Raw genomic sequence first — 25,984 nt, 5'->3', positions numbered from 1 at the left:
TCAGAGAGCTTTAATCTAACTTTGCTATGTCCCATCTTATTCCTAGCCTGCGCAACTCAGTGACTTCGTATTTCCATAAACCTCAACCGATCAAACAAGCGGCTCCTTCCAAATCGATTCGAGACATTTGCAACATTGCTTACCTAATCATTATATGCGTTCTCGTCGTCGTAGTTCTTGTTGGAGCTATGCTATGCATGTTTATTCCCTCTGTAGGAATTCCTCTTTGTTTAAGCTCATTGGCACTTCTAGTGCTCTTGAGTATTTTCAATCCGTGTCTCATTAATTGGATATCCACAAAAAAAACAAAAGAAATTGCCCCAAAAGATGCCTCTGAATCACAACCTACAAAATCTGCGTCTAGAAAAGGGAGCCCGCAACTCTCCCCACATCATGACCACGAACCAAAAAACTTCATAAGAACGCAATTAGAAAAAGGCGTCAACTATGTAACAAACAAATTCAAAAGTGGTGAAGAGAGTCCTCACATCTCTGATGAACACCATTCACCTAGGCAAAGCAAGCGTTCTTCTGAAATTGAATCCTCTGATGAATCTTCCCCTGAACTCCATCGCAAAGCCAAGGGAAAAGCACCTCATACGGCAACTACAAAAGAGTCTAAAACTTCAACAACAGAAAGCTCAAAGAAGAAGAAGAAAACTAAACACTCCTTACATAGAACGACAAGTAGCATACATAAGAGATCAGCACCAAAACCCATGGTTCCGTCGAAAAAAAGAAAACCTGTGCTATTGAAAAAAACCGTCCCCCTCCCTATAGAAGATCTAGAACATCAATCATCAGGCAATGAGAGTTCTGATTCTTCATCTCCTCCACCCGTACAACGGAAAGCGATACTCCCTTGGTTCTGCAAGCAACCGACAGACCCATAACTATCTTGCGATTCCTATAAATATGAAGACAACAATGCAGGAGTTATAAGAAAAACAAAATTTTAAATGATAAAAAAGTTGTCATTCAAAAGTTGTAGTGGCGTATATAATTTCACTTAGTTTATTCTGTGACTTTTTCTTAAAGTAAATCCTTATGAGTTCTAGAGAGTTAATTATTTTAGGGTGCTCGAGCCAACAGCCTACACGAACACGCAATCAAGGAGCCTACCTATTTCGCTGGAATGGTGAGGGTCTACTTTTTGATCCTGGTGAAGGCACTCAAAGGCAATTCATCTTTGCAAATATTGCTCCTACAACAGTCAATAGAATTTTTGTGAGTCATTTCCATGGAGATCATTGTTTGGGTCTAGGCTCCATGTTGATGCGTCTTAACTTGGACAAGGTTTCGCACCCTATCCATTGCTACTATCCTGCTTCAGGGAAAAAATACTTTGACCGCTTACGTTATGGAACAATTTATCACGAAACCATCCAGGTGGTGGAGCATCCAATCTCTGAGGAAGGAATTGTCGAAGATTTTGGTAGTTTTCGTATTGAAGCACAGCGACTCCAACACCAAGTAGACACTTTAGGATGGAGAATCACGGAACCAGACACTATAAAATTTCTTCCTAAAGAGCTGGAATCTCGAGGCATTCGTGGTCTGATTATCCAAGATCTTATTCGTGACCAAGAAATTTCGATAGGCGGTTCTACGGTATATCTTAGTGATGTTAGCTACGTCCGCAAGGGGGATAGCATTGCGATTATTGCGGATACTTTGCCTTGCCAAGCTGCTATAGATCTCGCAAAAAATAGCTGCATGATGTTGTGTGAAAGCACCTACCTCGAACAGCACCGCCATCTTGCTGAGAGCCATTTTCATATGACTGCAAAACAAGCGGCGACTCTTGCGAAACGTGCCGCAACACAAAAGCTTATTCTCACACACTTCTCGGCACGTTACTTAAATCTGGATGATTTTTATAAAGAAGCCTCGGCAGTATTTCCTAATGTGTCCGTAGCACAAGAATATCGCAGCTACCCCTTTCCGAAAAATCCTCTTCTAAATAAATAGCTCGGAAAGAATAGTAAGAAGCTAGCCTTCCTAAAGCTAAGAGGAAGTCTTTTTACGATCTTTATTGTAAGGTAAAGAGAAGTTATGATTGCCTCTATCTATTCGTTCTTAGACTATTTGAAAATGGTAAAAAGTGCCTCTCCGCATACATTAAGAAATTATTGTCTAGATCTTAATGGATTGAAAATTTTTTTAGAGGAACGTGGTAACCTCGCTCCTTCTTCTCCTTTACAGTTAGCCACAGAGAAGCGCAAAGTCTCTGAACTTCCTTTTTCCTTATTCACCAAAGAGCATGTACGCATGTACATCGCGAAACTGATAGAAAATGGCAAAGCTAAGAGAACAATTAAGCGTTGCCTCTCTTCCATTAAAAGCTTTGCCCATTACTGTGTTATTCAAAAGATTCTTTTGGAAAATCCTGCGGAAACTATCCACGGACCTCGTCTTCCTAAGGAGCTGCCTTCCCCGATGACCTATGCGCAAGTTGAAGTGCTGATGGCGACTCCTGACATTTCTAAATATCACGGACTTCGTGATCGCTGTCTCATGGAGCTGTTCTATAGTTCGGGTTTGAGGATTAGTGAGATTGTCGCTGTTAATAAACAGGACTTTGATTTGAGTACTCATCTGATTCGCATCCGTGGGAAAGGGAAAAAAGAAAGGATTATTCCCGTGACATCGAATGCCATACAATGGATCCAAATCTACCTGAACCATCCGGATAGAAAGCGTTTGGAAAAGGATCCTCAAGCCATCTTTCTCAATCGCTTTGGGAGGCGCATTTCAACACGATCTATTGACAGAAGTTTTCAAGAATATCTTCGACGTTCTGGACTTTCAGGGCACATCACCCCCCATACAATCCGTCACACTATAGCCACCCATTGGCTAGAGAGTGGTATGGATTTAAAAACAATCCAAGCACTTCTTGGTCATAGTTCTTTAGAGACAACAACGGTCTATACGCAAGTCTCTGTAAAGTTAAAAAAACAGACCCACCAAGAAGCCCATCCCCATGCCTAAGAGAACAGGGCAAAGCTCTTGTACTCTAAGCAGCACTTTGTTATGCTGTCTGCTATGAGCATAGTATTAGATAAAATTGGCAAATCTTTAGGCACTCGAATTTTATTCGATGATGTTTCCGTCGTTTTCAACCCCGGGAACTGCTACGGTCTTACTGGTCCTAACGGCGCAGGAAAGTCCACCCTTTTAAAAATCATTATGGGAATGATAGAACCTACAAGAGGTTCGATTTCCTTACCTAAAAAAGTGGGGATCCTGCGTCAAAATATCGATAGCTTTCACGACACAACAGTCTTAGATTGTGTCATTATGGGAAATACTCGTCTTTGGGAAGCTTTACAACGCCGTGATAATCTCTATCTACAAGAATTTACTGACGCCATTGGAATGGAGCTTGGTGAAATTGAAGAGATCATCGGCGAGGAAAATGGGTACCGAGCAGATTCAGAAGCCGAAGAACTCCTCACAGGCATTGGCATCCCCAATGAGATGTTTGATAAGAAAATGGCTATGATTCCCATAGACCTACAATTTCGAGTTCTTCTTTGCCAGGCTCTCTTTGGTCACCCCGAAGCACTTCTTCTTGATGAGCCAACAAACCACTTGGACCTCTATTCCATTAATTGGCTGGGAAACTTTTTAAAAGATTATGAAGGCACTGTCATTGTAGTCAGTCACGACCGTCATTTCTTAAATACAATTACGACTCACATTGCTGACATTGATTACGACACGATCATTATCTACCCTGGAAACTATGACGATATGGTAGAGATGAAAACCGCGTCTCGCGAGCAAGAAAAGGCCGACATCAAATCTAAGGAAAAGAAAATTTCTCAGCTTAAGGAATTTGTTGCTAAATTTGGTGCGGGATCACGAGCGAGTCAAGTGCAGTCTCGATTAAGAGAGATTAAGAAGCTTCAGCCACAAGAATTAAAAAAATCCAATATCCAACGTCCTTACATTCGTTTCCCCCTATCTGACAAATCCTCAGGGAAAGTCGTTTTGTCTTTAGAAGCGATTACAAAGGATTATGGGGATCATCAGGTAATCCATCCTTTTTCTTTAGAGATTTATCAAGGAGACAAGCTTGGTATTATCGGGAACAATGGATTGGGTAAAACTACATTAATGAAGTTACTTGCAGGTGTTGAGGCTCCTTCTTCAGGAAGTATCAAGTTAGGCCATCAAGCTATCTGTTCATATTTTCCTCAAAACCACAGCGATGTTCTAGCTGATTGTGGTCAAGAAACGCTATTTGAGTGGCTACGCAATCGCAAAACCGGAATTAACGATCAAGAAATCCGCAGTGTGTTAGGGAAAATGCTTTTTGGAGGCGATGATGCTTTCAAGCAAATCCAAGCATTATCTGGAGGAGAAACAGCTCGTCTTCTCATGGCGGGGATGATGCTAGAAAACCATAATGTCCTTATCCTTGATGAAGCGAACAACCACTTAGACTTAGAGTCTGTGTCTGCTCTTTCTTGGGCTATCAATGACTATAAGGGCACAGCGATTTTTGTCTCTCACGACAGAGGACTGATTCAAGATTGTGCTACGAAGTTATTGATCTTTGATAAAGATAAGATTACATTCTTCGATGGAACTATGGTAGACTATACTGCAGGTCATAAGCAATTGTTGTAATGTATCTAACACGAGGAGCTTTTATTCTATGTCCCTTCCTTTAGTTTTAGGGTCTTCTTCGCCAAGAAGAAAATTTATTTTAGAAAAATTTCGTGTTCCCTTTACTGTCATTCCTTCAAATTTTGATGAGAGTAAAGTCAGCTACTCTGGGGATCCTATAGCCTATACACAAGAACTTGCCGCACAAAAGGCCTATGCAGTTTCTGAGCTACATTCGCCTTGTGACTGTATTATCCTCACTGGCGATACTATTGTTTCTTACGATGGCCGTATTTTCACAAAACCTCAAGACAAAGCAGACGCTATCCAGATGTTAAAGACCTTGAGGAATCAGACGCATGATGTGGTCACGAGTATTGCCGTATTACATAAGGGAAAACTCCTCACAGGGTCAGAGACTTCTCAGATTTCACTTACTATGATTCCTGATCACCGCATAGAGTCTTATATCGACACTGTAGGAACATTAAATAATTGTGGCGCTTATGACGTTTGCCATGGTGGCTTGATTTTGAAAAAGGTCCATGGATGTGTTTATAATGTTCAAGGTCTCCCTATCCAAACATTGAAATACTTGCTAGAGGAGTTGAACATCGATCTATGGGACTATTCCATCTAACTCTCTTTGGACTTTTATTGTGTAGTCTTCCCATTTCTCTTGTTGCTAAATTCCCTGAGTCTGTAGGTCATAAGATCCTTTATATAAGTACGCAATCTACACAGCAGGCCTTAGCAACATATCTGGAAGCTCTAGATGCCTACGGTGATCATGACTTCTTCGTTTTAAGAAAAATCGGAGAAGACTATCTCAAGCAAAGCATCCACTCCTCAGATCCGCAAACTAGAAAAAGCACCGTCATTGGAGCAGGCCTGGCGGGATCTTCAGAAGCCTTGGACGTGCTCTCCCAAGCTATGGAAACTGCAGACCCCCTGCAGCAGCTACTGGTTTTATCGGCAGTCTCAGGACATCTTGGGAAAACTTCTGACGACTTACTGTTTAAAGCTTTAGCATCTCCCTATCCTGTCATCCGCTTAGAAGCCGCCTATAGACTTGCTAATTTGAAGAACACTAAAGTCATTGATCATCTACATTCTTTCATTCATAAGCTTCCCGAAGAAATCCAATGCCTATCTGCGGCAATATTCCTACGCTTGGAGACTGAAGAATCTGATGCTTATATTCGGGATCTCTTAGCTGCCAAGAAAAGCGCGATTCGGAGTGCCACAGCTTTGCAGATCGGAGAATACCAACAAAAACGCTTTCTTCCGACACTTAGGAATTTGCTAACGAGTGCGTCTCCTCAAGATCAAGAAGCTATTCTTTATGCTTTAGGGAAGCTTAAGGATGGTCAGAGCTACTACAATATAAAAAAGCAATTGCAGAAGCCTGATGTGGATGTCACTTTAGCAGCAGCTCAAGCTTTAATTGCTTTGGGGAAAGAAGAGGACGCTCTTCCCGTGATAAAAAAGCAAGCACTTGAGGAGCGGCCTCGAGCCCTGTATGCCTTACGGCATCTACCCTCTGAGATAGGGATTCCGATTGCCCTGCCGATATTCCTAAAAACTAAGAACAGCGAAGCCAAGTTGAATGTAGCTTTAGCTCTCTTAGAGTTAGGGTGTGACACCCCTAAACTACTGGAATACATTACCGAAAGGCTTGTCCAACCACATTATAATGAGACTCTAGCCTTGAGTTTCTCTAAGGGGCGTACTTTACAAAATTGGAAGCGGGTGAACATCATAGTCCCTCAAGATCCCCAGGAGAGGGAAAGGTTGCTCTCCACAACCCGAGGTCTTGAAGAGCAGATCCTTACGTTTCTCTTCCGCCTACCTAAAGAAGCTTACCTCCCCTGTATTTATAAGCTTTTGGCGAGTCAGAAAACTCAGCTTGCCACTACTGCGATTTCTTTTTTAAGTCACACCTCACATCAGGAAGCCTTAGATCTACTTTTCCAAGCTGCGAAGCTTCCTGGAGAACCTATCATCCGCGCCTATGCAGATCTTGCTATTTATAATCTCACCAAAGATCCTGAAAAAAAACGTTCTCTCCATGATTATGCAAAAAAGCTAATTCAGGAAACCTTGTTATTTGTGGACACGGAAAACCAAAGACCCCATCCCAGCATGCCCTATCTACGTTATCAGGTCACCCCAGAAAGCCGTACGAAGCTCATGTTGGATATTCTAGAGACACTAGCCACCTCGAAGTCTTCCGAAGATATCCGTTTATTGATACAACTGATGACGGAAGGAGATGCAAAAAATTTCCCAGTCCTTGCAGGCTTACTCATAAAAATTGTGGAGTAACCCCAACCTACGTCTTATGAAACGTTGCTTCTTATTTCTAGCTTCCTTTGTTCTTATGGGTTCCTCAGCTGATGCTTTGACTCATCAAGAGGCTGTGAAAAAGAAAAACTCCTATCTTAGTCACTTTAAGAGTGTTTCTGGGATTGTGACCATCGAAGATGGGGTATTGAATATCCATAACAACCTGCGGATACAAGCCAATAAAGTGTATGTAGAAAATACTGTGGGTCAAAGCCTGAAGCTTGTCGCACATGGCAATGTTATGGTGAACTATAGGGCAAAAACCCTAGTTTGTGATTACCTAGAGTATTACGAAGATACAGACTCTTGTCTTCTTACTAATGGAAGATTCGCGATGTATCCTTGGTTTCTAGGGGGGTCTATGATCACTCTAACCCCAGAAACCATAGTCATTCGGAAGGGATATATCTCTACCTCCGAGGGTCCCAAAAAAGACCTGTGCCTCTCCGGAGATTACCTGGAATATTCTTCAGATAGTCTTCTTTCTATAGGGAAGACAACATTAAGGGTGTGTCGCATTCCGATACTTTTCTTACCTCCATTTTCTATCATGCCTATGGAGATCCCTAAGCCTCCGATAAACTTTCGAGGAGGAACAGGAGGATTTCTGGGATCCTATTTGGGGATGAGCTACTCGCCGATTTCTAGGAAGCATTTCTCCTCGACATTTTTCTTGGATAGCTTTTTCAAGCATGGCGTCGGCATGGGATTCAACCTCCATTGTTCTCAGAAGCAGGTTCCTGAGAATGTCTTCAATATGAAAAGCTATTATGCCCACCGCCTTGCTATCGATATGGCAGAAGCTCATGATCGCTATCGCCTACACGGAGATTTCTGCTTCACGCATAAGCATGTAAATTTTTCTGGAGAATACCATCTCAGCGATAGTTGGGAAACTGTTGCTGACATTTTCCCCAACAACTTCATGTTGAAAAATACAGGCCCCACACGTGTCGATTGCACTTGGAATGACAACTATTTTGAAGGGTATCTCACCTCTTCTGTTAAGGTAAACTCTTTCCAAAATGCCAACCAAGAGCTCCCTTATTTAACATTAAGGCAGTACCCGATTTCTATTTATAATACGGGAGTGTACCTTGAAAACATCGTAGAATGTGGGTATTTAAACTTTGCTTTTAGCGATCATATCGTTGGCGAGAATTTCTCTTCACTACGTCTTGCTGCGCGCCCTAAGCTCCATAAAACTGTGCCTCTACCTATAGGAACGCTCTCCTCCACCCTAGGGAGTTCTCTGATTTACTATAGCGATGTTCCTGAGATCTCCTCGCGCCATAGTCAGCTTTCCGCGAAGCTACAACTTGATTATCGCTTTCTATTACATAAGTCCTACATTCAAAGACGCCATATTATAGAGCCGTTCGTTACCTTCATTACAGAGACTCGTCCTCTAGCTAAGAATGAAGATCATTATATCTTTTCTATTCAAGATGCCTTTCACTCCTTAAACCTTCTGAAAGCGGGTATAGATACCTCGGTACTGAGTAAGACTAACCCTCGATTCCCGAGAATCCATGCGAAGCTGTGGACTACCCACATCTTGAGCAATACAGAAAGCAAACCCACGTTTCCCAAAACTGCATGCGAGCTATCTCTACCTTTTGGAAAGAAAAATACAGTCTCCTTAGATGCTGAATGGATTTGGAAAAAGCACTGTTGGGATCACATGAACATACGTTGGGAGTGGATCGGAAATGACAATGTGGCTATGACTCTAGAATCCCTGCATAGAAGCAAATACAGCCTGATTAAGTGTGACAGGGAGAACTTCATTTTAGATGTCAGCCGTCCCATTGACCAGCTTTTAGACTCCCCTCTCTCTGATCATAGGAATCTCATTTTAGGGAAATTATTTGTACGACCTCATCCCTGTTGGAATTACCGCTTATCCTTACGCTATGGCTGGCATCGCCAGGACACTCCGAACTACCTAGAATACCAGATGATTCTAGGGACGAAGATCTTCGAACATTGGCAGCTCTATGGGGTGTATGAACGCCGAGAAGCAGATAGTCGATTTTTCTTCTTCTTAAAGCTCGACAAACCTAAAAAACCTCCCTTCTAACCTCTGACTTAGACATGAGAATGAACCTCCTGTGTCAAGTCATGGATCCCTTACCATAGAGAATGCAATAGATCCAGGTGAGGTCTCGTCAGACATGGGGTTTCTTCTTTATAAAAAAAGAAACCCCATGAACTATAGAAATTGAACTAGACCCTGTGGAGAGATACCTACAACAAGAAATCTCTTTCGTCTCAAAATCCTTGTAAATACTCTCTACAATAAGGAACTCTCAGTTCCCTATTAAAATCGGTATTTACCCCCGAGATTGATGTTATAATTACGAGAGGATCCCCGCAATTCAATAGCTCCGTGACTGAACACCTCAATTCCAGGATTTATGAGACAGTGGTTCCCTAAACGCAGTTGTAATCCTTGTCTGGAGAGATTGTTTCCGTGGGTGCTCCACGTAGCTCCACTAGCCAATGTTGCCGTGCTCTTGGGATCTTTGCGAATCACATCAGGAACATAAGCAAAGGTAAGTTCATAAGATCCCCTTTTACAGTCTGAAAATCTCTCAAACTTCACGCCAATAGGAACTGCTAAATTGAAAAGATCTCCGCTAGTAAAGTGACGAACCTCACCTCCTGTCTCTTTGAAGTCTTCCTGGTGAGCATAGATGCACTGCAGCCTGAGAAACGGAGAGTAGTAATCAAATAAAAAAGTACTGTTAGGGTAGTAGTATGTAGTCGCTCCAAACTCAAGACCAAAAACATCATTTGCCCAAGATCCCTGAGCTTCTGGATATGTCGTGTATTTGGTTTTCATATCATTATTTCTATGGCTGTAAGACAACTGCATATCTATAGTGACGACTTGGTTACAGCAAGCTTCTGAGGAGCTATCAGTATAGAATCCCTGTGGACTTCTAAACTCTAGGGTATCCTCAAGAAATACGACCCCTGAGTAGCTAGTTCCATGATTTTTGGATACTACGTAGTCTTTATCTCTACTGAAGAGCTGGCAAAAAGCCGCATTTATCGTAGCATCAGAAAAAGCATGAGTGCCAACTCCCACAAGATAACCGACACCGCTATGGCGATAGCCGTGCTCATTAATTTTATCTCTATGTAGGAAATTAGCAATTCCAGCTCCCCAGACTCCCCGTTCCTGACATAAGATTTGGCTACTATTTACCATGATTTCTTGGATAGCACGCTGATCAACAAAAGAACCCCACAGGCTATTGGGAACTAAAGATCCTTGCCGTTCGGGATTCGGAAGGTATCCTGTCCGCACCCATTCTAAATTTGCCTGGCTCGGTTGAGTTCCCGTTCCTGGGATGACTTGCACATTCCAATGTCCTTGATAGCCATAATGTGGTCTAGAAGGAGCTACTTCAAGAGGCTTCTGAGAAGCATCTTGAGTAATTATAGTCCCTCCCGCTCCTGGAGATAACTTTACAAAGCTATAGTCTTGAGAGTCTTGCAAGGTATGGTTCTCATAGAAAGCTCCATCTGCATTTACAAGTGCTAAGGTTCCTGTTAGGGTAATGTTCTTATTCGCTGCTGAAGCTACAATATTGATAGGATTCTTTCCGTAAATGGTATCGGCATTTATAGATAAATTTGTGATGACAATATCTTCTGTAGAAGCTTATAATGAGGTCCCCAGATCCAAAAGAAGCGTGGATTCTGGCTCCTGCGAGAATCCCTGTGTGATCAAGGTCACTCCCTGTTTAAGTACTAAGCTCCCCTCTACTAAAGTGACAGGCTGGTTGATCCTCGAAGTAAGATTTTCAGCTATAGCTTCTGCTGTCGACAATCTCTCTCCAGAAAATACTATAGATCCCGAGAGCTTTTGATTTGCACTGACCTCATTGATACGTAAGTTATCGCTTGCTCCCGTATCGTTGGTGGTAATGGGATCATAGAAATAGATAGCGTTACCTTGACTTGCAGCAAGTCCCGTCCACTTCGCGGTGCTCTCGAGGTGAATTACATTTCTCTTAGTGGTAGCATTTGGAGCTGTTGTAGTGACCTGATTCCCCTCGAATACGATATCCCCTCCTTGAGTGAAGAGCTGCAAGGATCCTCCTGTGTTGATAAAAATGGCACCTCCTAGAGGGGTGGCATGAGTCACTACGTTATTAGAAAAGAGAGCGCCTCCCTGCCCTCCCAAAATCTTGAGAGAAGCTGCAGAAATCGCTCCTCCTTTTTGTCCTGAAGTATTTCCTATCACATTGATAGAATCACTACCGGTAATGCTTATGGTTCCTGTGCTACACAAAGCTCCACCATCCTGCATTGTGCTATTTTCTTGAAGTAACAAAGAAGTGTTATCAGTAAATGTAAGGTCCCCTGAGCAATTTATGGCTCCGCCATTTGCAGCATTCCCAGAAGTCTTATTTTGTGAAAATATCAACTCATGGTTCGCAGTGAATGTAGACGCGGCTCCTAAATCTAAGGCGCCTCCTGAGGTCACTGCTTTGTTTTCATTGAACTTTAGCGTCCCTAAGTTATTCTCTATGGTAAGTCCTTGAGTCGTGGAGATCGCCCCTCCTTTTTTCGAAGATGTATTTTGTCCAAAAATCGCACTATTTTTGATTCCCTGAATCAAGCAGGAGTTTCCTTTAATCACGCCACCATCTTCGACAGAGGCATTGCTTGTAAGAACTAGAGTGTTTATATCTTGCAGTTGGACTGCACCTAAACTGACTAGGCTACCTTTTCCTGTAGTAACAGCGGATTTTGGAGATTCTGTGATCACCAGAGAAAGGAAATCTGTGAAGCTTAAATTCTTACTTCCTTGTACATGAGCAACCGCGATATTAGCACCTGCATCTACCGACAGGAACTTTAGGGTATTTCCATTACCTAAAAATGTAAGATCGCCAGCAGTTTCTACAAAGCAAGTTCCTGTAATTGAACCACCTTTCCCCGGATCTATATACAGAACCTCTCCTGTGAGAGAGTAGGTAGTTCCTGCAGCATCCGTTGTAGATTTCGGAGAAAAAGTATTTGTATTGCCCTCCCCAATAAACCCATCTTCAGGATTTAGTGGAGTGGTTGCGGCATGGAGTACAATAGAGCTAGCCCCCGAGCAAAGCAGGGCCAACAACATAGAAACTGAAGTCTTCATATTATATTCTCATATTTAGCGTGCGATCTCCCTATGGAGTTCTAGACAAGACACTCCCTTCGTAGAAATAGAAAAAAGTTCCCCTAGACTAGAAGCATTTGCATCAAGAGATTGTATATTTCTGCCTTGCATTTCTTCCTGAAAGCCAAAAAATGAGGCACATGCAGCTATAAAAAGCATAGGACAAGACAACAGCAATCTCATCTAGGATACCTTTCGAACATTGGAACAACGGATTCACGAAATATAAAAATAAAATACAAAAAGCAAGACAAAGAGAGGGCTCTATGAAATCTCTTACATAGAGCCCTGGCTTACCCTGATGCTATCTCGTTGGAAAACTTAGGATTAAAATCCGAATCTTCCTCCAAGATCGATAGCATAGCTACGAGAAGAACCTCGCAACTCGACTTCAAACTGACTGAAAACTTCAAAGTTTGAAGCAAAGGCATGATGATTTCCAGCACGTACAAGAAGAGCTTGTCTAGACAAGCTTGTACCACATGTCGACCAAGAATCCCCAGAAACCATAAGAGTTGTCGTGCAGCCTGGATCATTACGAATCACATCGGGAACGTAAGCTATGGAGAGATCATACGTAGGCTTATCGGAGAATTTCTCAAATTTTATCCCTACAGGAACCGCTAGATTGAAGAGGTCTTCACTTTGGAAAGAACGGCCTTCTGTGCCGTTTTCCTTAAAGTCATTCTGATGTGCATAGATCATCTCTAGGTTTAGAAATGGCGTGTGGGTATCCACCCAAGACCGACGTCCTGAAGCAACTACCGGGATAGCTCCTCCACATTCTATACCGAAGGCATCATTTCCCCAGCTTCCCTTAACAGGAGAATAGCCAGTGTACTTTGTGGTCATGTTATTGTCGGTATGGCCATAAGCAAACCGAGCATTGAAGACAAAAGGTAGGGAGTCAGAATTTCCTGACAAAATCTTAGCGAGGGTCTTAGACTCTCCGAGGTGTCGGTAACTCATTGCCCCTGCATATACATGGGTATGGTTCTTAGCCACAAGATGGTCCTTGTCGTAGCCAAAAAGCTGACAAAAAGCAAAATTAAAGAAATTTTCAGAAGCCGTGAAGAATCCTCCTCCTAATGCATAACCCGCGCTAGAATGACGATAACTACGTTGGTTTCCTTTCTGATCTTCATGCAAAAAGTCCGCGATTCCTGATACCCACAAATTTGTTGACGAAGATAACGAACTTGTGCTCCGGTCCATAAGGCTCTGAATGGAGCGGACATCGACAAAAGAACCCCACAGGCTATTAGGAACCAAAGGTCCCTGACGTTCTGGATTCGGCTTGTATCCTGTTTTAGTCCAAGTTAAGGTAGCATTTTTTGTTTTTGCAGTTGCATCGTCGACCCAAACAATTATTCCAGTTCCCTTGATACCCATAGTGATTCGTAGTATTTAGAATTGGGGTATCGGGGATATCTGTAGTAGTCATCGTTCCTTGTGCAGAAAGCTCTATTAAAGGAAAGACCTGCTGTTGACTGAGATTATGATGCTCATAATAGTTCCCCTGAGCATCTACAAGCATGATAGGCCCTGATAAGGCAACATCCTTACTTGCTGCCGTCGCCTTAATGATAGCTTTATTTGTCCCATCTAAGGAATCTATATTAATGGCTAGGCCATTGAGAGTGACCCCCTCAGCGCTTGCCTCAAAAGTAGTCCCTCCATCCATAACGACTTTCGATCCCTCGACCTGCGTTATAGTATTTGCAACTACAGTCACTCCATCTTTCAATACTAAGGCACCTGCAGCAAGCTCTACAGCCTGTGTAAATGTAGACTTCAGATTGTCAGGTTTCTTAAGTTCCTCTTCTGAGAGTTTCTCTCCAGAGAAAACGATGTAGCCTTCATAGGTATTTCCAGATCCTGCGTCAGCTTTATTCAAAGAGAGCTTATCAGTAGCTCCTGAGCTCGTGATAGGATCATAGAAAATAACTTTATTTCCCCGAGTCGCTCGGAGATTTAAAAATTTTGCATTCGATGCAAGATCTATAGCATTTCTGGTCACACTCGCAGGACTTCCTGTAGTGCTCGTAGTATTGCCCTCGAAAATGATATTGCCGAGATCTGCAGAAATGCTAATCTCTCCAGAATCTAGAATCGCAATTGCCCCTCCTTTAGGAGTAGCATTCGCAGCTTTGTTGTTAGAAAATAACACTCCTCCTCGTCCTGAGGATAACACCAATTTTTTGGTATAAATCGCACCTCCACTATTTCCTGCTGTGTTATTCAGAAAATGCAGGCTCTCATTTCCTGAAAGAGTCAAGATAGGGTCTGGGTTCGCCCCTGCTTTGTTACAATCAATAGCTCCGCCATTTGTAGTTGCTTTGCAGCCATCGAAAAAGATATTTTGGTTATTGGAGATCACAAGGTTCCCTTCAGCAGAGATCGCGCCTCCTGATGTTGTCGCACTGTTGTTTCCGAAGCTCAAGATTCCTGCATTCTCAGAAATCACAGAGTCACCAGAAGCATAGATCGCTCCCCCTTGTTGCGACGAGCTATTGCCAAGGAACGCTACAAACCGCGTACTCCCAGTCAAAGACAAAGTCTTCGTATTGATGGCTCCCCCATTTTCACTAGAGGCATTTTCATTAAGATCAAGATTCCCTATACTCTCAAACACCAGACCATCGGTAATTTTAATGGCTCCTTTACCTGTGGTCCTAGGAGCTGCAAGCATCCGAAGAGTTGAAAATCCTGAGAATTTCGTAATCCCAGAAGCTGCTGTATTGCTAACAACAACACCTGCAACAGTAGACGAAATAATATTGTCAAAATGAAGAGAAAATCCGTTCCCTAAGAAGGTAAGATTTCCTGCAGTGTTAGAAAAACAACTTGTGGTTAAGCTCGTTTGTTTCCCTGCTTGGCTTATCGAGACATCCCCATCGAGAATATAGGTCGTGCCACTAGCATCAGAAGTTGCCGCTTTAGGAGTAAATTCTGTGGTGCTTGTATCACCATTATAACTGTCACGACTCCCTAATGTGAGATCGGCAGCATCTGCAGAAACACTCATTAAGAGAGGAAAGGCTAGAGATGAAGATATTAATAACAAGGAAAAAGACGATCTCATATGACACCCTCGTTTTAGTGCAAAGTCTGAACGCTACATAAATGGAACAAAGGGAGCAATATTAAAAACTTTACAGCTGCCGTAACTCTCTTTTTTTCAATGTAGAAAACAAAAGAAAAAAATTAGAAAGTGTTTTAGCAAAACACTAAAATGGAAATCGAAATCGAAAAGAGCCTTCAAGAAATCTTAAAAGCTCTTTTCCCTTCGATGTATGGAGCTCTTTACCAAAGCTAACGCATTAGAATTGGTATTTTGCTCCTAAGTCTACATTGTAATTGCGAGATGACCCACGCAATTCAAAAGAAAATTGGCTAAAGGCTTCAAAATTTGAGTTAAAGCAAAAATGGTTCCCTGCACGAAGGACTAAAGCTTGTCTTGCCAAATTCGTACCGAAAGTTTTCCAAGAATCACCGCTAATTCGCAGTGTTGTCGTACAGTCGGGGTTACTACGAACAAGATCCACAGTATAACCAAGAGTTAGATTGTACGTTGCATCTTGGCAGTCTGATTCCTTATCAAATCGGATCCCGATAGGTAAGGCAAGATTCACAAGACGGCTACTTCCAAATTCACGAGCTTCTGTTCCCTGTTCTTTAAAACCTTCCTGATGTGCATAGACAAACTGCAATTTCATGAAGGGCATGTACTGCTCAAATAGAGCACTTTCATCTAAGCAAATCGGAGCTCTTCCACCGAATTCTAAAGCGAAACTATCATTCCCCCAGCTTCCTTTAACAGTAGGATATGTTGTATACTTGGTTTTCAGATCGTTATCCGTATGGGTGTAGCTAAGGTTTCCTGAAAAGAGAACAGGAATCTCTGTAGGAACATAAGACAACGAACAAGGCCGTAGTTTGCAAGGAAGAGAGATATAGGTTTCGTTGTGCTGGTAATAGAGAGTTCCTCCGTAGACTGTACCTTGATTCTTAGCTACAAAGTAGTCTCTATCTCTTCCAAAGAGCTGACAAAATGCAGCACTAAGAATCTTATCTGAACAAGTATGTAGGTTTCCTCCTATGACATAACCGCCACTCAAATGGCGAAACCCGCGTCGTGTTTTTGTACTATCCTTATGGAAGAAGTTAGATAATCCAGCACACCAAAAAGCACGGTCTCCCTGCAACCCTTCGTTTGCAGTCTCCATAAGATAATGGAGAGAGCTAATATCTATAAATGCATTCCATAAGCTATTAGGGACTAAAGAGCCGATACGCTCGGGATTAGGAATATAGCCAGTTTTAGTCCAGTTGAAGGTTGCAGTCGTAGAAGCCCCTGTCCCCCAAACAATTGGGCCCCAAGTTCCCTGATAGCCGTAATGGAATTTCTCACCCATTATAGGATCTGGAGTCACTGCGGTGCTTGTTACAGTTCCAGAAGCTTTGAGCTCTAAGATGTCGTAGGACTGAGGATTTCTTAAACTATGATTTTCATAAAACGTGCCCGTCGGGTCCAATAAAGTGATGGTTCCAGATAAAGTCAGATTTTTTGACGTAGCTTTGGTTTCTATTTTTGCCTTCTTTGCACCGTCTATAGAACTGATGTTAATGACCAAATTGTTTATGGTGCTAGTATCAGCAGGTTCTAGAGTAGTTCCTACGTCCATTTCGAGACGAGAATCTGCCTGTTGAGTGAATGCCTGAGTCTGCAGAGTCACTCCATGTTTTAAAGATAGAGTACCTCCTGAAAGAGTTACAGGCTGTAGTAGCTTCGAAGTAAGATTTTTAGAATCTGCGGCCTCTGTCTCTGATAACTTTTCTCCTGTGAAGATGATGTTCCCTGTATATTGTAGTGCAGAATCTGCCGGAGTCTCATTAACTTTTAAGACATCTGTAACTGTTGTGGATGATCCTGTAGTTATGGGATCATAGAAGTAGATGGCTCTACCAGCAGCAGAACGCAAAGCTGTCATCTTTGCACTCGTTCCTAAGTCGATACTACTTCTATTCGTCCCAGGAGTAGTAGAAGTGACTGTATTCCCTAAAAAGACAATGTCACCACTATCGGCGGATAAACTCAATTCCCCACTATCTTCGATAGCTATGGCTCCACCTTTAGGAGCTGTACCTCCATTGACACTATTTCTACTGAATAGGGTAAGTCCTCCGGAAGCCAGTTCGAGCTTTTTCACATAGATAGCTCCTCCCGCTGTTGTCGATGTATTGTTGCTGAAGAGTAACATCTGATTTCCAGTGAGGGTGACCTTAGTATCTGTACTAGTTTTATAAGCACAGATAGCACCTCCTGACATATCCCCCGTTGTTGAGGAGCTCGCTCCTGTGACCTTATTGTCAATAAAGGAAACTTTAGCATTATTAGAAATAGTCACCGAGGCTTCTGTAAAAATTGCAGCTCCAGAATCCGAAGAAGTATTGTCAGAAAAAGAGACTTCCCCTTGGTTTCCAGTAATGGTAAGGGCATCGGAAGTCTGAATGGCTCCGCCTTTCTTTGAGGAGGTATTTTCAGAAAACAGAGCTGACATTGTAGTCCCTGTTAATGAAAGAGTTTTTGCGGTGATAGCACCGCCATTATCCGTTGAAAAGTTTTTGCTGAAGAGCAAACTGACATTTTTGTCAAACTCAAGCTACCCGTAGAGCAGCTAACGGCTCCTTTGCCGGTAGTTATCGAACTTCCAGGAGACGCAATAAAAGATAGCGAAGAAAACCCTATAAACGTGGTAGATTTATCTACCACGCTGCTGTTAACAGCAGCCCCTGCTACAGTCCCTGCATCCACCGTTTGGAACAATAGAGAGTTCCCGTTACCTGTGAAAGTCAAATCGCCCTTAGTGTTGTTAAAACAGCTTTTTGTGATTGCTGTGCCTGTTCCAGGAATATTTTCTAGAGTGACATTTCCCTTAAATAGGTAGGTAGTTCCAGCATCTTCCTGACTCTCACGAACTGAAAAATTACCATTTTTATTCCCATCGAAACTCGCACTTGAATCCAAAACTGTCTCGGTAGCAATCATAGACAAAGGGAAAATAGCAAATGTAGAAAATACAAACTTGGGGAAAGAAGACTTCATTGTAAAATATATACTTTGATTTTGAATTTAATATTTTAAGAGATACACCAATAGGAGAAACAAGTCAAGAAATTCACGCAACCTCTACTAGGTAAGAGCGCCTTTCTCTTAAGATGCGTGGTATCCTGCAATCTTAGCAATCAGATACCAAAATGTGATTTTGAGGGATCAGAGAGCGTATCTAATGCAACAGTGTCTTCTTTGAAATAAGGACTACGTATCTATAACCATGGCTATCATTTTAAAAATAGCCATGGAAAAATAGCATCGAAAGAGAAATCGCTAAAATTTGATTTTGCTACCCGCATCTACATTATAGCTACGAGAAGATCCCCGCCATTCAAAGCCAAAGTTCCCGAAAAGCTCTGCTGCAGCTCCCAAAGATCGAAAACCTGAGGCCTGAACAATACCAGCCTGTCTTGCTAAGTTCGAACCTTTGGTCTTCCAACTCCCTTGGTTGGAAAGTAGGGTAGTCGTACATTTGGGGTTACTACGACAAACATCTGGAGAATACATCGCTACAACATGATAATATTGCTCTGCAAACCGTTTCTCTAACTTGATTCCAAGAGGAATCGCAAGGTTATAAAGATGCGAATCACTAAAATCACGACTGATAGCTCCTAGTTCTACAAAGCTATCTTGGCGAGCGTAAACAGCTTGGACTTTTACAAATGGAGTGTACTCTTGGAAAAATCCTCTGCCGCTGGTATTTTCAACAGCAACTCGAGTTCCCAGCTCTCCAGCCCAGACATATCCTCCCCAAGAAGTATGATCCGTCGAGAGCGTCGGGGGGGGGGGGGTAGAGACTCGGTCTTCATGCGATGATCCGTATGGCCGTAGCTAAGCTGCCCATAGAAAGAGCACGGCAGAGTCTTGGAAACATAAGGCAACAGGATCTCGCGGAGTCCTCCCTCTCCTAAAAGGATACTCACCACAGAGTATAGGGAAGCATCGTGCTGCAAACGTAAAGATCCTGCGTAGGTCTTTGCGAAATTGGTATTCATAAAGTAGTCTTTGTCACGCGCAAAGAGCTGAGCAAAACCCAGAGACAAGGTATCACCACCCGGCATCCTCGTGCTAGCACCTACTACAGCACCTCCACTCACATGACGGAATTTCCTTTGATTTTCACGACCGCTCCTATGCAAAACATTGGAAATGCCTGCAACCCAAAATCTCTTTTCGTAAGGAGCACCTTCAGTACCTAGCTCTATAAAATTCTGGAAGGAACGAACATCTATAAAAGAACCCCAAAGAAGATTAGGAACTAACGGAGCCTCCTGCTCAGCAGTGGGATTAAAACTCTGCTTCGCCCAAGAAACCGTAGCTTTCTTATCATCAGTAGACCAATTGATCGTCCACTTTCCCTGATAGCCATACGGAGATTGTACAGCATCTATACTGCGAGAATCTGCAGAAATCACGATGTCTTTCCCAGCATCTAACTCAAGAATCCCATCATAGGAATGGTCCTCATTCAAAAAGCCATTTTGATAAAAACTCTCATCGCTAATTGCCAGTACAACAGGACGATCTATACGAATATCTTTCTGAGCTGTGGCAGCACTGAGTTTTATCTTTTTCCCGTTCCTGAGAGAGTCTATATTAATTTCCAAATTCGTTAACTCGATACTTTCGGTGTTTGCAACCAACGACGTCCCTAAATCCATAATCAACTTAGAGTTTGCATCCTGAGAGAAACCGTTCGCACTTAAAACGACATCACCTTTTAAAACTACAGTCCCATTTTTAAAAGCAACATTTTGAAGTAATTTAGAAGTGCGGTTCTTCTCATCTTTAGCTTCTGCCTCCGTGAGCTTCTCTCCAGAAAAGACTATGGTTCCCGTATACTCTTTGTTATCTCCAGTATCAGGGCTATTAATATTGAGAGCATCAGCAACAGATGTCGATCCTGTTACAGTAATCGGATCATAAAAGTATATCGTATGTCCTTGCGCAGCACGTAACGCAGTTATCTTAGCGCTAGTTCCTAAATCAATAGCACTATGAGAGACGGTTCCTGTAGCTCCTATCGTATTGCCTTCAAAGATAATGTCGCCACTGTCTCCAGAAATGGATAGGGTGCCAGAGTCTGCAATCGCGATAGCACCTCCTTTACCAGCAGCCGTAGGCGCTGTATTCCCCTGAAATAGAGTTTCCCCACCAGAAGATAGTGTGAGGTTTTTGGTATGAATCGCTCCGCCACGTGTTGAAGAACTATTTCCAATAAAAGAAAGGGACTTATTGTTTGCGATCTTCAAGGAGCCTGCACAATTAATTGCTCCGCCATCTCCTGTTGAGAAATTGTCCTGAATCAATACCTTATCATTATCCAATAGGCTTAAATTCCCTTTAACATTGATAGCTCCCAATCCATTAGTCACTGTACTTGCTGGGGATTTAAGAAAAGAAAGTGCCGAAAATCCTGATAACGTGACTGTCTTATTAGCTGCTTCACTTCCAATAGCAGCTCCAGAAGCCGTGGTTGCATCGATATTGCTAAATGTGAAAGAAAATCCCCCTCCTAAGAAATTTAGATCTCCAGCTGCAGCGTCATTTTTAAAACAACTAGTAGACTGAGTTTCCCCTGTTTTGGGTACATTTTCTATAACTACAGAATCTTTAAAAACATAATTGGTGCCATCTGTAGCCGATGATGTTTTACTAGAAAAGCTTGTTGTTGATGTAGTTCCATCGAAGCTATTGCTAGCCGATAACTCTTCGGTAGTAGCAGCTCCTAATAAATTCGACATAGAAAGCGTAGGTACTAATGATATCAATAAAAAGCGGAGTGGAATCTTCATAACAACCTTTTTTTCCCTCAAGGGGCTTTCTTTCCAATACAGAAGATAGATAAAGAAAGCAAGTCTATCTCTTAGTCACAAATGATACGCACGTTAAAATAGAACACTTTTGTTGTAACAAAAGTAGCAAGAAAGGCTCGCTTTCCAAGCCAAAATCTTGGGAGTTTTTTATGATATTTTCTGAAAAGTTCCCTTAGCAACTGATGTATCTTTTCAAAAACGAAGGTGGATCGTTGCTATTGGCAACTCACAATAGCACCTCTTTTCGAATCAAAAGAGGTACAAAGAAGATCCTCAGCTAAGAGGATCCCTAGAGAAATGGAAACACAGGGCCCAATTCAAAAGAACCCTTAACTAGGCTTTAGTGATTAGATTTTCTTCTTCAGCTCAAGAGCAAGCTCTTCAGCAATTCGTAGCTTTTGATACGTAGTATGACGTGATCTATCTGCATGCCTTTGTTGTTTCTTTTGATAAAATTCCTCTTTCTTGATTTCTTTTTGTAATAACTCTTTTTCATCAAGACGTAGAGAGCAAAGCTTTTTCTTAGCATCTCTATAACTGTCTGCACAATTGTACATCAACTCAAGAAGCGGCTTGTTGACCTCCTCATGATACCTACGGAAGAGCTCCATGCAAGGCACATCAAAGTTCATCTTTTGTTCAGCTGTACTTCTTATATAAAGATCTTTAGCGGCTGCCTTAAAATCTTCTTTCATGAAATTGAATCCTTGTATTTCAAAATTCTGAGTGAGCTCTCTGAGTCGTTTCTTTTGCAAAGCAACCTGTTCCTCTAGATTCGCAAAATCGTCTTGTTTCTTTCCGAATCTCTGAGATATACCTTGTAACTTAAACCCTAGATTTTGCAGCTGAACCTCGTACTCCTGAACATAGATATTGTTCTCAAACACAGAAGTCATTTTTAATAGTGTTTCTGAACAAATCTTAAACTTTAGGTAGGACTTAGTTAAGAGTTCCCTGGTCGTAAGCAAAGGAAGCTCCTCTAAGCTTAAACACGTTTCAATCTCATCTATTTCAGGTAGAACACTTGTTATATCTTCTTTTAAGATCTTCAGTCTTGCTTTCATATCCTTCATTTCTATCTGACTAGTCCACCAGGTAATACTGTCCTCAGCATTTTCAATATGCCATTTAGCCCTATCTAACATAGTTTTTGACTTCTTTAAACGCTCATTAAGACTTCTTAGGTCTTCGGCAGCTTCTTCCCTCTTCGCTTCAATATCTTGTTCCTCGAGCTCTTGCGTACGTGCTAGATCTTTGACATCCTGTTCTTTCCAATATATATCTTGATCTTCTAAACACTGTACTAGCTCTGATTCGATGGAATCTAAAAAGGTTTCTAAGCTAGCCTCCAATTCGACTTTCTTCTTAGCTTCCGTATCCTGCTTAGGATCTACTGTGCCTCCATATCGAGCTCTAAGATCCTTAACGCGAGTCTCCACCTCCTCCTGTTTCTTCAGGAAAAATTTTGTCTTAGCATCTTCAAGACGATCTACTAAGTCAGATAAAAGCTTCTTATTTGCTTCAGTAGACTCTTTTGAACTTTCCTCTAGAAGTTTCTCATAATCGTCCTCGAGTTTTTGAATGAGTACCTTATGATTCCAACGTTCACTGTCGTCAACCTCTTGGAATACTTTCCTAGTCCTCACCGTATTAAGACCCCAACTCCAAGGATCGTTTAAATTGATCTCATCGTTCTCATTCAGCCAAAAGATAGATTTTCCATAATCTAGGAGAATCTTCTGTTGCTCTAAGAAAGCTTTCTCAGCTTCAGCACATTTTTCCTTATCCTCTTCCCAAGGAATCAGCGGAGTATCGTGCACCATCTTTGTCTTTTCATAGGAAAACAGCCGATCCGCATAGCTCTTTTGAACACTATTATAAAGAAGCCTTTCCAACAATCTTAGATTCTCCTGGTACATCCCCTTTAATAAACCATATTTATTTTTTAGAAAAAAAACTCTAATTCCCTAGCCATTGTAGTCAGAACTATAAACTCATGCACAACTGCTTTAGCTTTTTCTATGACCATCGCAACTTTATAATTGTTGGGCCCCATGTACGCACGAATGTCTGCTAAATTCCCTAAATTTAAATAGACATCTCTTCCTTGTTTAAATAAATTCGCTGCAATAAATTCTAAAAGCCTTTCTCCAGAAAGTAACTCTATTTTTTCTTCATCAAAGAGTTGCCTAAGATCACGAAACTCAGAAGTAATAGAGCTCAATGAAGATTCTAAATCTAAGATTTTTTGGGTGGCACGATTCAGAAAACCTTGGTCACTATAACGGGACCCTTCTATCTTCTCTAAGCTTTTCTCTGTCGACTGAATGTACATTTCTAGTTCTTTCAGTTCATCAGCAAAGGTCTCCGCAATTTGCTTAGCCTCGATCTGTTCTAAGGTAAGTTCCCGCTTTCTAAGTAATAATATCAATCCTAAAACAAATAGGACAACTCCTAGAGAAATCGTACTAATACCCAATCCACAAACAATGAGTGCACTCAATCCAGAAATCACTCCACTGAGTACAATCGCACCACAAACTACCAGAAGGATGCCTACGACTAATAAAGTAATCCCAAGAGCGCGAGATTTACTATCTTTAGGAATAACGAATTTTGTTTCTTCAGGGGGTGTCGGGGATACGTGTAGAATAGCTGGTGCTGCAGTCATGATCGAATACCAAAATCATAAGAGGAATATTGATTAGAGCAACTAGGATATAATAATATCCCATTTAATCAAAGTCTCTCAGACATACCCACGGAATAATAAACCTCTTAAAAAATAGTGCACATAGACTCCTAGAATAGTTCTAGGAATGGTCCTCACGATTAAATAAAAATCGCGCTTTGTCCATAAGGCTCACTTTCTCATTTGAAGACTCAACGATATCAGATGGTTGAAATTCTTGGATCCGCTGCTGCGTTGCTACTATCTTAGTACCAACCAAACGTTTCTCTTTATTCTTTCTCTCCTCTCGATACAACCAATACTCTTCTTCTTTAAGAACCTTATCTTCTTCGCTTAGGCCTGCCTTCAACATCTTGTTGCATGCTTGAACTCCCTCTCTCAATCTCTCAGACATCGTCATCCATCGGGATTGAACTCTAACTCGATAAATCTCATCATAATACTGGGCATAAAACTTCTTACCAGGAGGTGCTTCTTTCTTAACACCAGATACACAATCGCACTCTGTATTTCTTAATCTACTACTCACACAAAGCAACTCTTTTTCCACCAAGTCCAGCCCTTGAGTTTCAAACTCTTGGATCCGCTCTCGCAGTTGCTCTCGACAGGCTCTTACTTCCGACTCCAAACCCGAATCCCCCTGGAATCTCTTCTGACACTCTGTGTAGGCTCGTCGTAAATCTTCATCCAAGCTCACTAAACGCTCTTTGCTAGTCACATAGGCGAGGCTCTCCTTGCAGTAAGGCTTCACCTTCTCCAACATCTCTGCGCAGCTATTATATTGTGAGCAGGCCTTCTCAAACGCCTTCTTCGTAGGAAGTAGGGGCAGCTCCGCCATACGCAGCGTCTTCTCTATCTCCTCAATTCGACAGGGCATCTCCTTGACATCTTCAAATACAATCTCAAGGCGGCTCTCTGCATCTGAAAGTATTTTATTCTCCACCTCTGCTGTGGCTTCTTTCTGAAGTTTTAAGATATGCCCTTCCAATTCCATTAATTTCTCAGAAAAATTTTTCAAACCATGGTCGAATTGCTCCAAAGAACTTTCCAGCTCCTCAGGAGAAAGAATCTTGTTTCCCCTCTCCCTAAACTCCGCTTCCCTTTTCTCTTCTTCTTTCCAGTAGTCCTCTTGCTCTCGGACACAGCAACGATAGTTCTCTTCGATAGCCTCATAGGCTTTCTCTAAATTAGAGCGCGTCTCTTGTATTTTGTTCTCTCTTATAGAGACTGAAACCTCAGGATACAAAGCATGCAGTTTCTCTAATCTCTCCCCTGCTTTCTGAAACTCCTGATCATACCAATCCCTTACATATTTCAACCTACGTGCATTCGCCTCCTCGACTGCCTGCAAATTCTTTTTAGATCTCTTCTTTTCAAAGGTTGTTTTCGCTAACGCACACTTTCTGTGCAGTCTTTTCAAAAACGTAGTTTTTTCATACAACTCATGGAACGTTATCTCGTCCATTCTCTCTTGTCTATAAGGATCAAGCACTGTCCCCCAGTCTCCAAGGAGATTATTGATGTCAAAGCCCCCGTCTTCTTCTACCCAAAAGACTGCTTTCCTAAATTTCTTCCAACGTTCCTCGGCATCCCGAAGCTTCTTTTCAGCACACCCACTCTTCGCATCATCTCTTAACCAGGTTATATGCCCATTCCATGGGATCTTCGCCCTCTCACTCTCCAAAAATTTATCTCTATAACTCTGCGTCAGACTCCGATACACACTCTCTTCTAAAGCTCCCAACGCTTTCGCAAACGCCTTTTCTGCCATCGCATAGGAATTCCTATCAAACGCTACCGCCACCTTGTGAATCTCGCAATGCAAGCTCATCAAACGAGCGACTATCTCCTTCGCAGATTTCTTTAACCCCTCCCCTCGAACATCCCCAGAAGGTAAATACCCTAGCCGCTTCGATACATGAAACAAATCAAGCGATTCAGATTCTGCAGTCATCATGAGGCTTCGTCCCCCATTGATCAAAAAGTTTAAATCCCATCCCTCTTGAGCCACAATCTGCCGCAACTCGAAAATCTCCGAGAGGGTATCCTCAACCACAAAGTCAAAAACTCGAAGCTCCTTCTTAGCATCGTTTAAAAAACTTCGACTTTCATACTTAGAATCTTTCAGCTTTCTTAAACATGCGAACACTTCCTGAATATCTGTATCTAACTGATCCAATTCCTTAGGCAGCTGAGCTAAAGTC

At 42.1% G+C, this 25,984-nt stretch carries 18 protein-coding genes; 7 read left to right on the top strand and 11 right to left on the bottom strand.

The genetic code is table 11. The features are described 5' to 3' along the window. The first annotated feature begins 26 nt into the window (after positions 1 to 26). The 7 genes from CPB_RS00140 (at position 27) to CPB_RS00110 (ending at position 9,052) form a co-directional block, all read left to right on the top strand. A complete protein-coding gene (locus CPB_RS00140; protein ID WP_010882676.1) occupies positions 27 to 893 on the top strand; it encodes a hypothetical protein in 867 nt (288 codons plus the stop codon). Positions 894 to 1,047: 154 nt separating this feature from the next. Continuing rightward, entirely contained in the window at positions 1,048 to 1,971 is a 924-nt protein-coding gene (locus CPB_RS00135; RefSeq protein WP_010882675.1) for a ribonuclease Z, read from the top strand. An 84-nt stretch (positions 1,972 to 2,055) separates the two neighbouring features. Then, positions 2,056 to 2,994 (top strand): tyrosine recombinase XerC, encoded by a 939-nt coding sequence (locus CPB_RS00130; protein ID WP_010882674.1) that lies wholly within the window; start codon positions 2,056 to 2,058, stop codon positions 2,992 to 2,994. 54 nt (positions 2,995 to 3,048) lie between these two features. Beyond that, a complete protein-coding gene (locus CPB_RS00125) occupies positions 3,049 to 4,641 on the top strand; it encodes an ABC-F family ATP-binding cassette domain-containing protein (RefSeq protein WP_010882673.1) in 1,593 nt (530 codons plus the stop codon). 28 nt (positions 4,642 to 4,669) lie between these two features. After that, positions 4,670 to 5,260: a Maf-like protein gene (locus tag CPB_RS00120; RefSeq protein ID WP_010882672.1), complete on the top strand. Its 591-nt coding sequence runs from the start codon at positions 4,670 to 4,672 to the stop codon at positions 5,258 to 5,260. Next, positions 5,242 to 6,948, top strand: a complete 1,707-nt coding sequence (locus CPB_RS00115) for a HEAT repeat domain-containing protein (protein ID WP_011126047.1) — start codon at positions 5,242 to 5,244, stop codon at positions 6,946 to 6,948. Before CPB_RS00120 ends, CPB_RS00115 begins: the two co-directional genes overlap by 19 nt. 16 nt (positions 6,949 to 6,964) lie before the next feature. Further along, positions 6,965 to 9,052, top strand: coding sequence for a hypothetical protein (locus tag CPB_RS00110; protein ID WP_010882670.1), 2,088 nt, complete (start codon positions 6,965 to 6,967; stop codon positions 9,050 to 9,052). A 240-nt stretch (positions 9,053 to 9,292) separates the two neighbouring features. On the opposite strand, the gene CPB_RS00105 is transcribed toward CPB_RS00110, so the two are convergent. From CPB_RS00105 to CPB_RS00050, 11 genes are all read right to left on the bottom strand, one after another. After that, a complete protein-coding gene (locus CPB_RS00105) occupies positions 9,293 to 10,630 on the bottom strand; it encodes an autotransporter domain-containing protein (protein WP_011126046.1) in 1,338 nt (445 codons plus the stop codon). 15 nt (positions 10,631 to 10,645) lie between these two features. Further along, a complete protein-coding gene (locus tag CPB_RS00100) occupies positions 10,646 to 12,130 on the bottom strand; it encodes a hypothetical protein (protein WP_010895268.1) in 1,485 nt (494 codons plus the stop codon). Positions 12,131 to 12,478: 348 nt separating this feature from the next. Continuing rightward, positions 12,479 to 13,543, bottom strand: coding sequence for an autotransporter outer membrane beta-barrel domain-containing protein (locus CPB_RS05780; protein WP_011126045.1), 1,065 nt, complete (start codon positions 13,541 to 13,543; stop codon positions 12,479 to 12,481). Further along, the gene (locus CPB_RS05775) at positions 13,461 to 15,236 is read right to left on the bottom strand and encodes a Pmp family polymorphic membrane protein autotransporter adhesin (protein WP_011126044.1); all 1,776 of its coding nucleotides are present in this window, start codon (positions 15,234 to 15,236) and stop codon (positions 13,461 to 13,463) included. The genes CPB_RS05780 and CPB_RS05775 overlap by 83 nt, the downstream gene beginning before the upstream one ends. Before the next feature lie 238 nt (positions 15,237 to 15,474). Further along, complete coding sequence (locus tag CPB_RS00080; RefSeq protein WP_010895264.1) at positions 15,475 to 17,793, bottom strand: polymorphic outer membrane protein middle domain-containing protein; 2,319 nt, start codon at positions 17,791 to 17,793, stop codon at positions 15,475 to 15,477. Beyond that, on the bottom strand, positions 17,727 to 18,260 hold the full coding sequence (locus CPB_RS00075; RefSeq protein WP_011126043.1) for a hypothetical protein: 534 nt from the start codon (positions 18,258 to 18,260) through the stop codon (positions 17,727 to 17,729). Before CPB_RS00075 ends, CPB_RS00080 begins: the two co-directional genes overlap by 67 nt. Positions 18,261 to 18,542: 282 nt before the next feature. Continuing rightward, complete coding sequence (locus CPB_RS05575; RefSeq protein ID WP_011126042.1) at positions 18,543 to 18,998, bottom strand: autotransporter outer membrane beta-barrel domain-containing protein; 456 nt, start codon at positions 18,996 to 18,998, stop codon at positions 18,543 to 18,545. Next, entirely contained in the window at positions 18,929 to 21,067 is a 2,139-nt protein-coding gene (locus CPB_RS00065) for a polymorphic outer membrane protein middle domain-containing protein (protein ID WP_010895261.1), read from the bottom strand. The genes CPB_RS05575 and CPB_RS00065 overlap by 70 nt, the downstream gene beginning before the upstream one ends. Before the next feature lie 368 nt (positions 21,068 to 21,435). Continuing rightward, positions 21,436 to 22,983, bottom strand: a complete 1,548-nt coding sequence (locus CPB_RS00060) for a DUF1978 domain-containing protein (RefSeq protein WP_231853495.1) — start codon at positions 22,981 to 22,983, stop codon at positions 21,436 to 21,438. A gap of 50 nt (positions 22,984 to 23,033) precedes the next feature. Further along, entirely contained in the window at positions 23,034 to 23,759 is a 726-nt protein-coding gene (locus CPB_RS00055) for an IncA family protein (RefSeq protein ID WP_010882667.1), read from the bottom strand. Between the two features lie 142 nt (positions 23,760 to 23,901). Beyond that, positions 23,902 to 25,959 carry a DUF1978 domain-containing protein gene (locus CPB_RS00050; RefSeq protein WP_011126040.1) on the bottom strand — a complete coding sequence of 686 codons (2,058 nt, stop codon included), beginning with the start codon at positions 25,957 to 25,959 and terminating at the stop codon, positions 23,902 to 23,904. Positions 25,960 to 25,984 lie beyond the last annotated feature (25 nt).

It is taken from the genome of Chlamydia pneumoniae TW-183 (assembly GCF_000007205.1).
Lineage (GTDB): Bacteria > Chlamydiota > Chlamydiia > Chlamydiales > Chlamydiaceae > Chlamydia > Chlamydia pneumoniae.
Note: the sequence above shows the minus strand (reverse complement) of the source record. Positions and strands in the feature narration are given on the sequence as shown.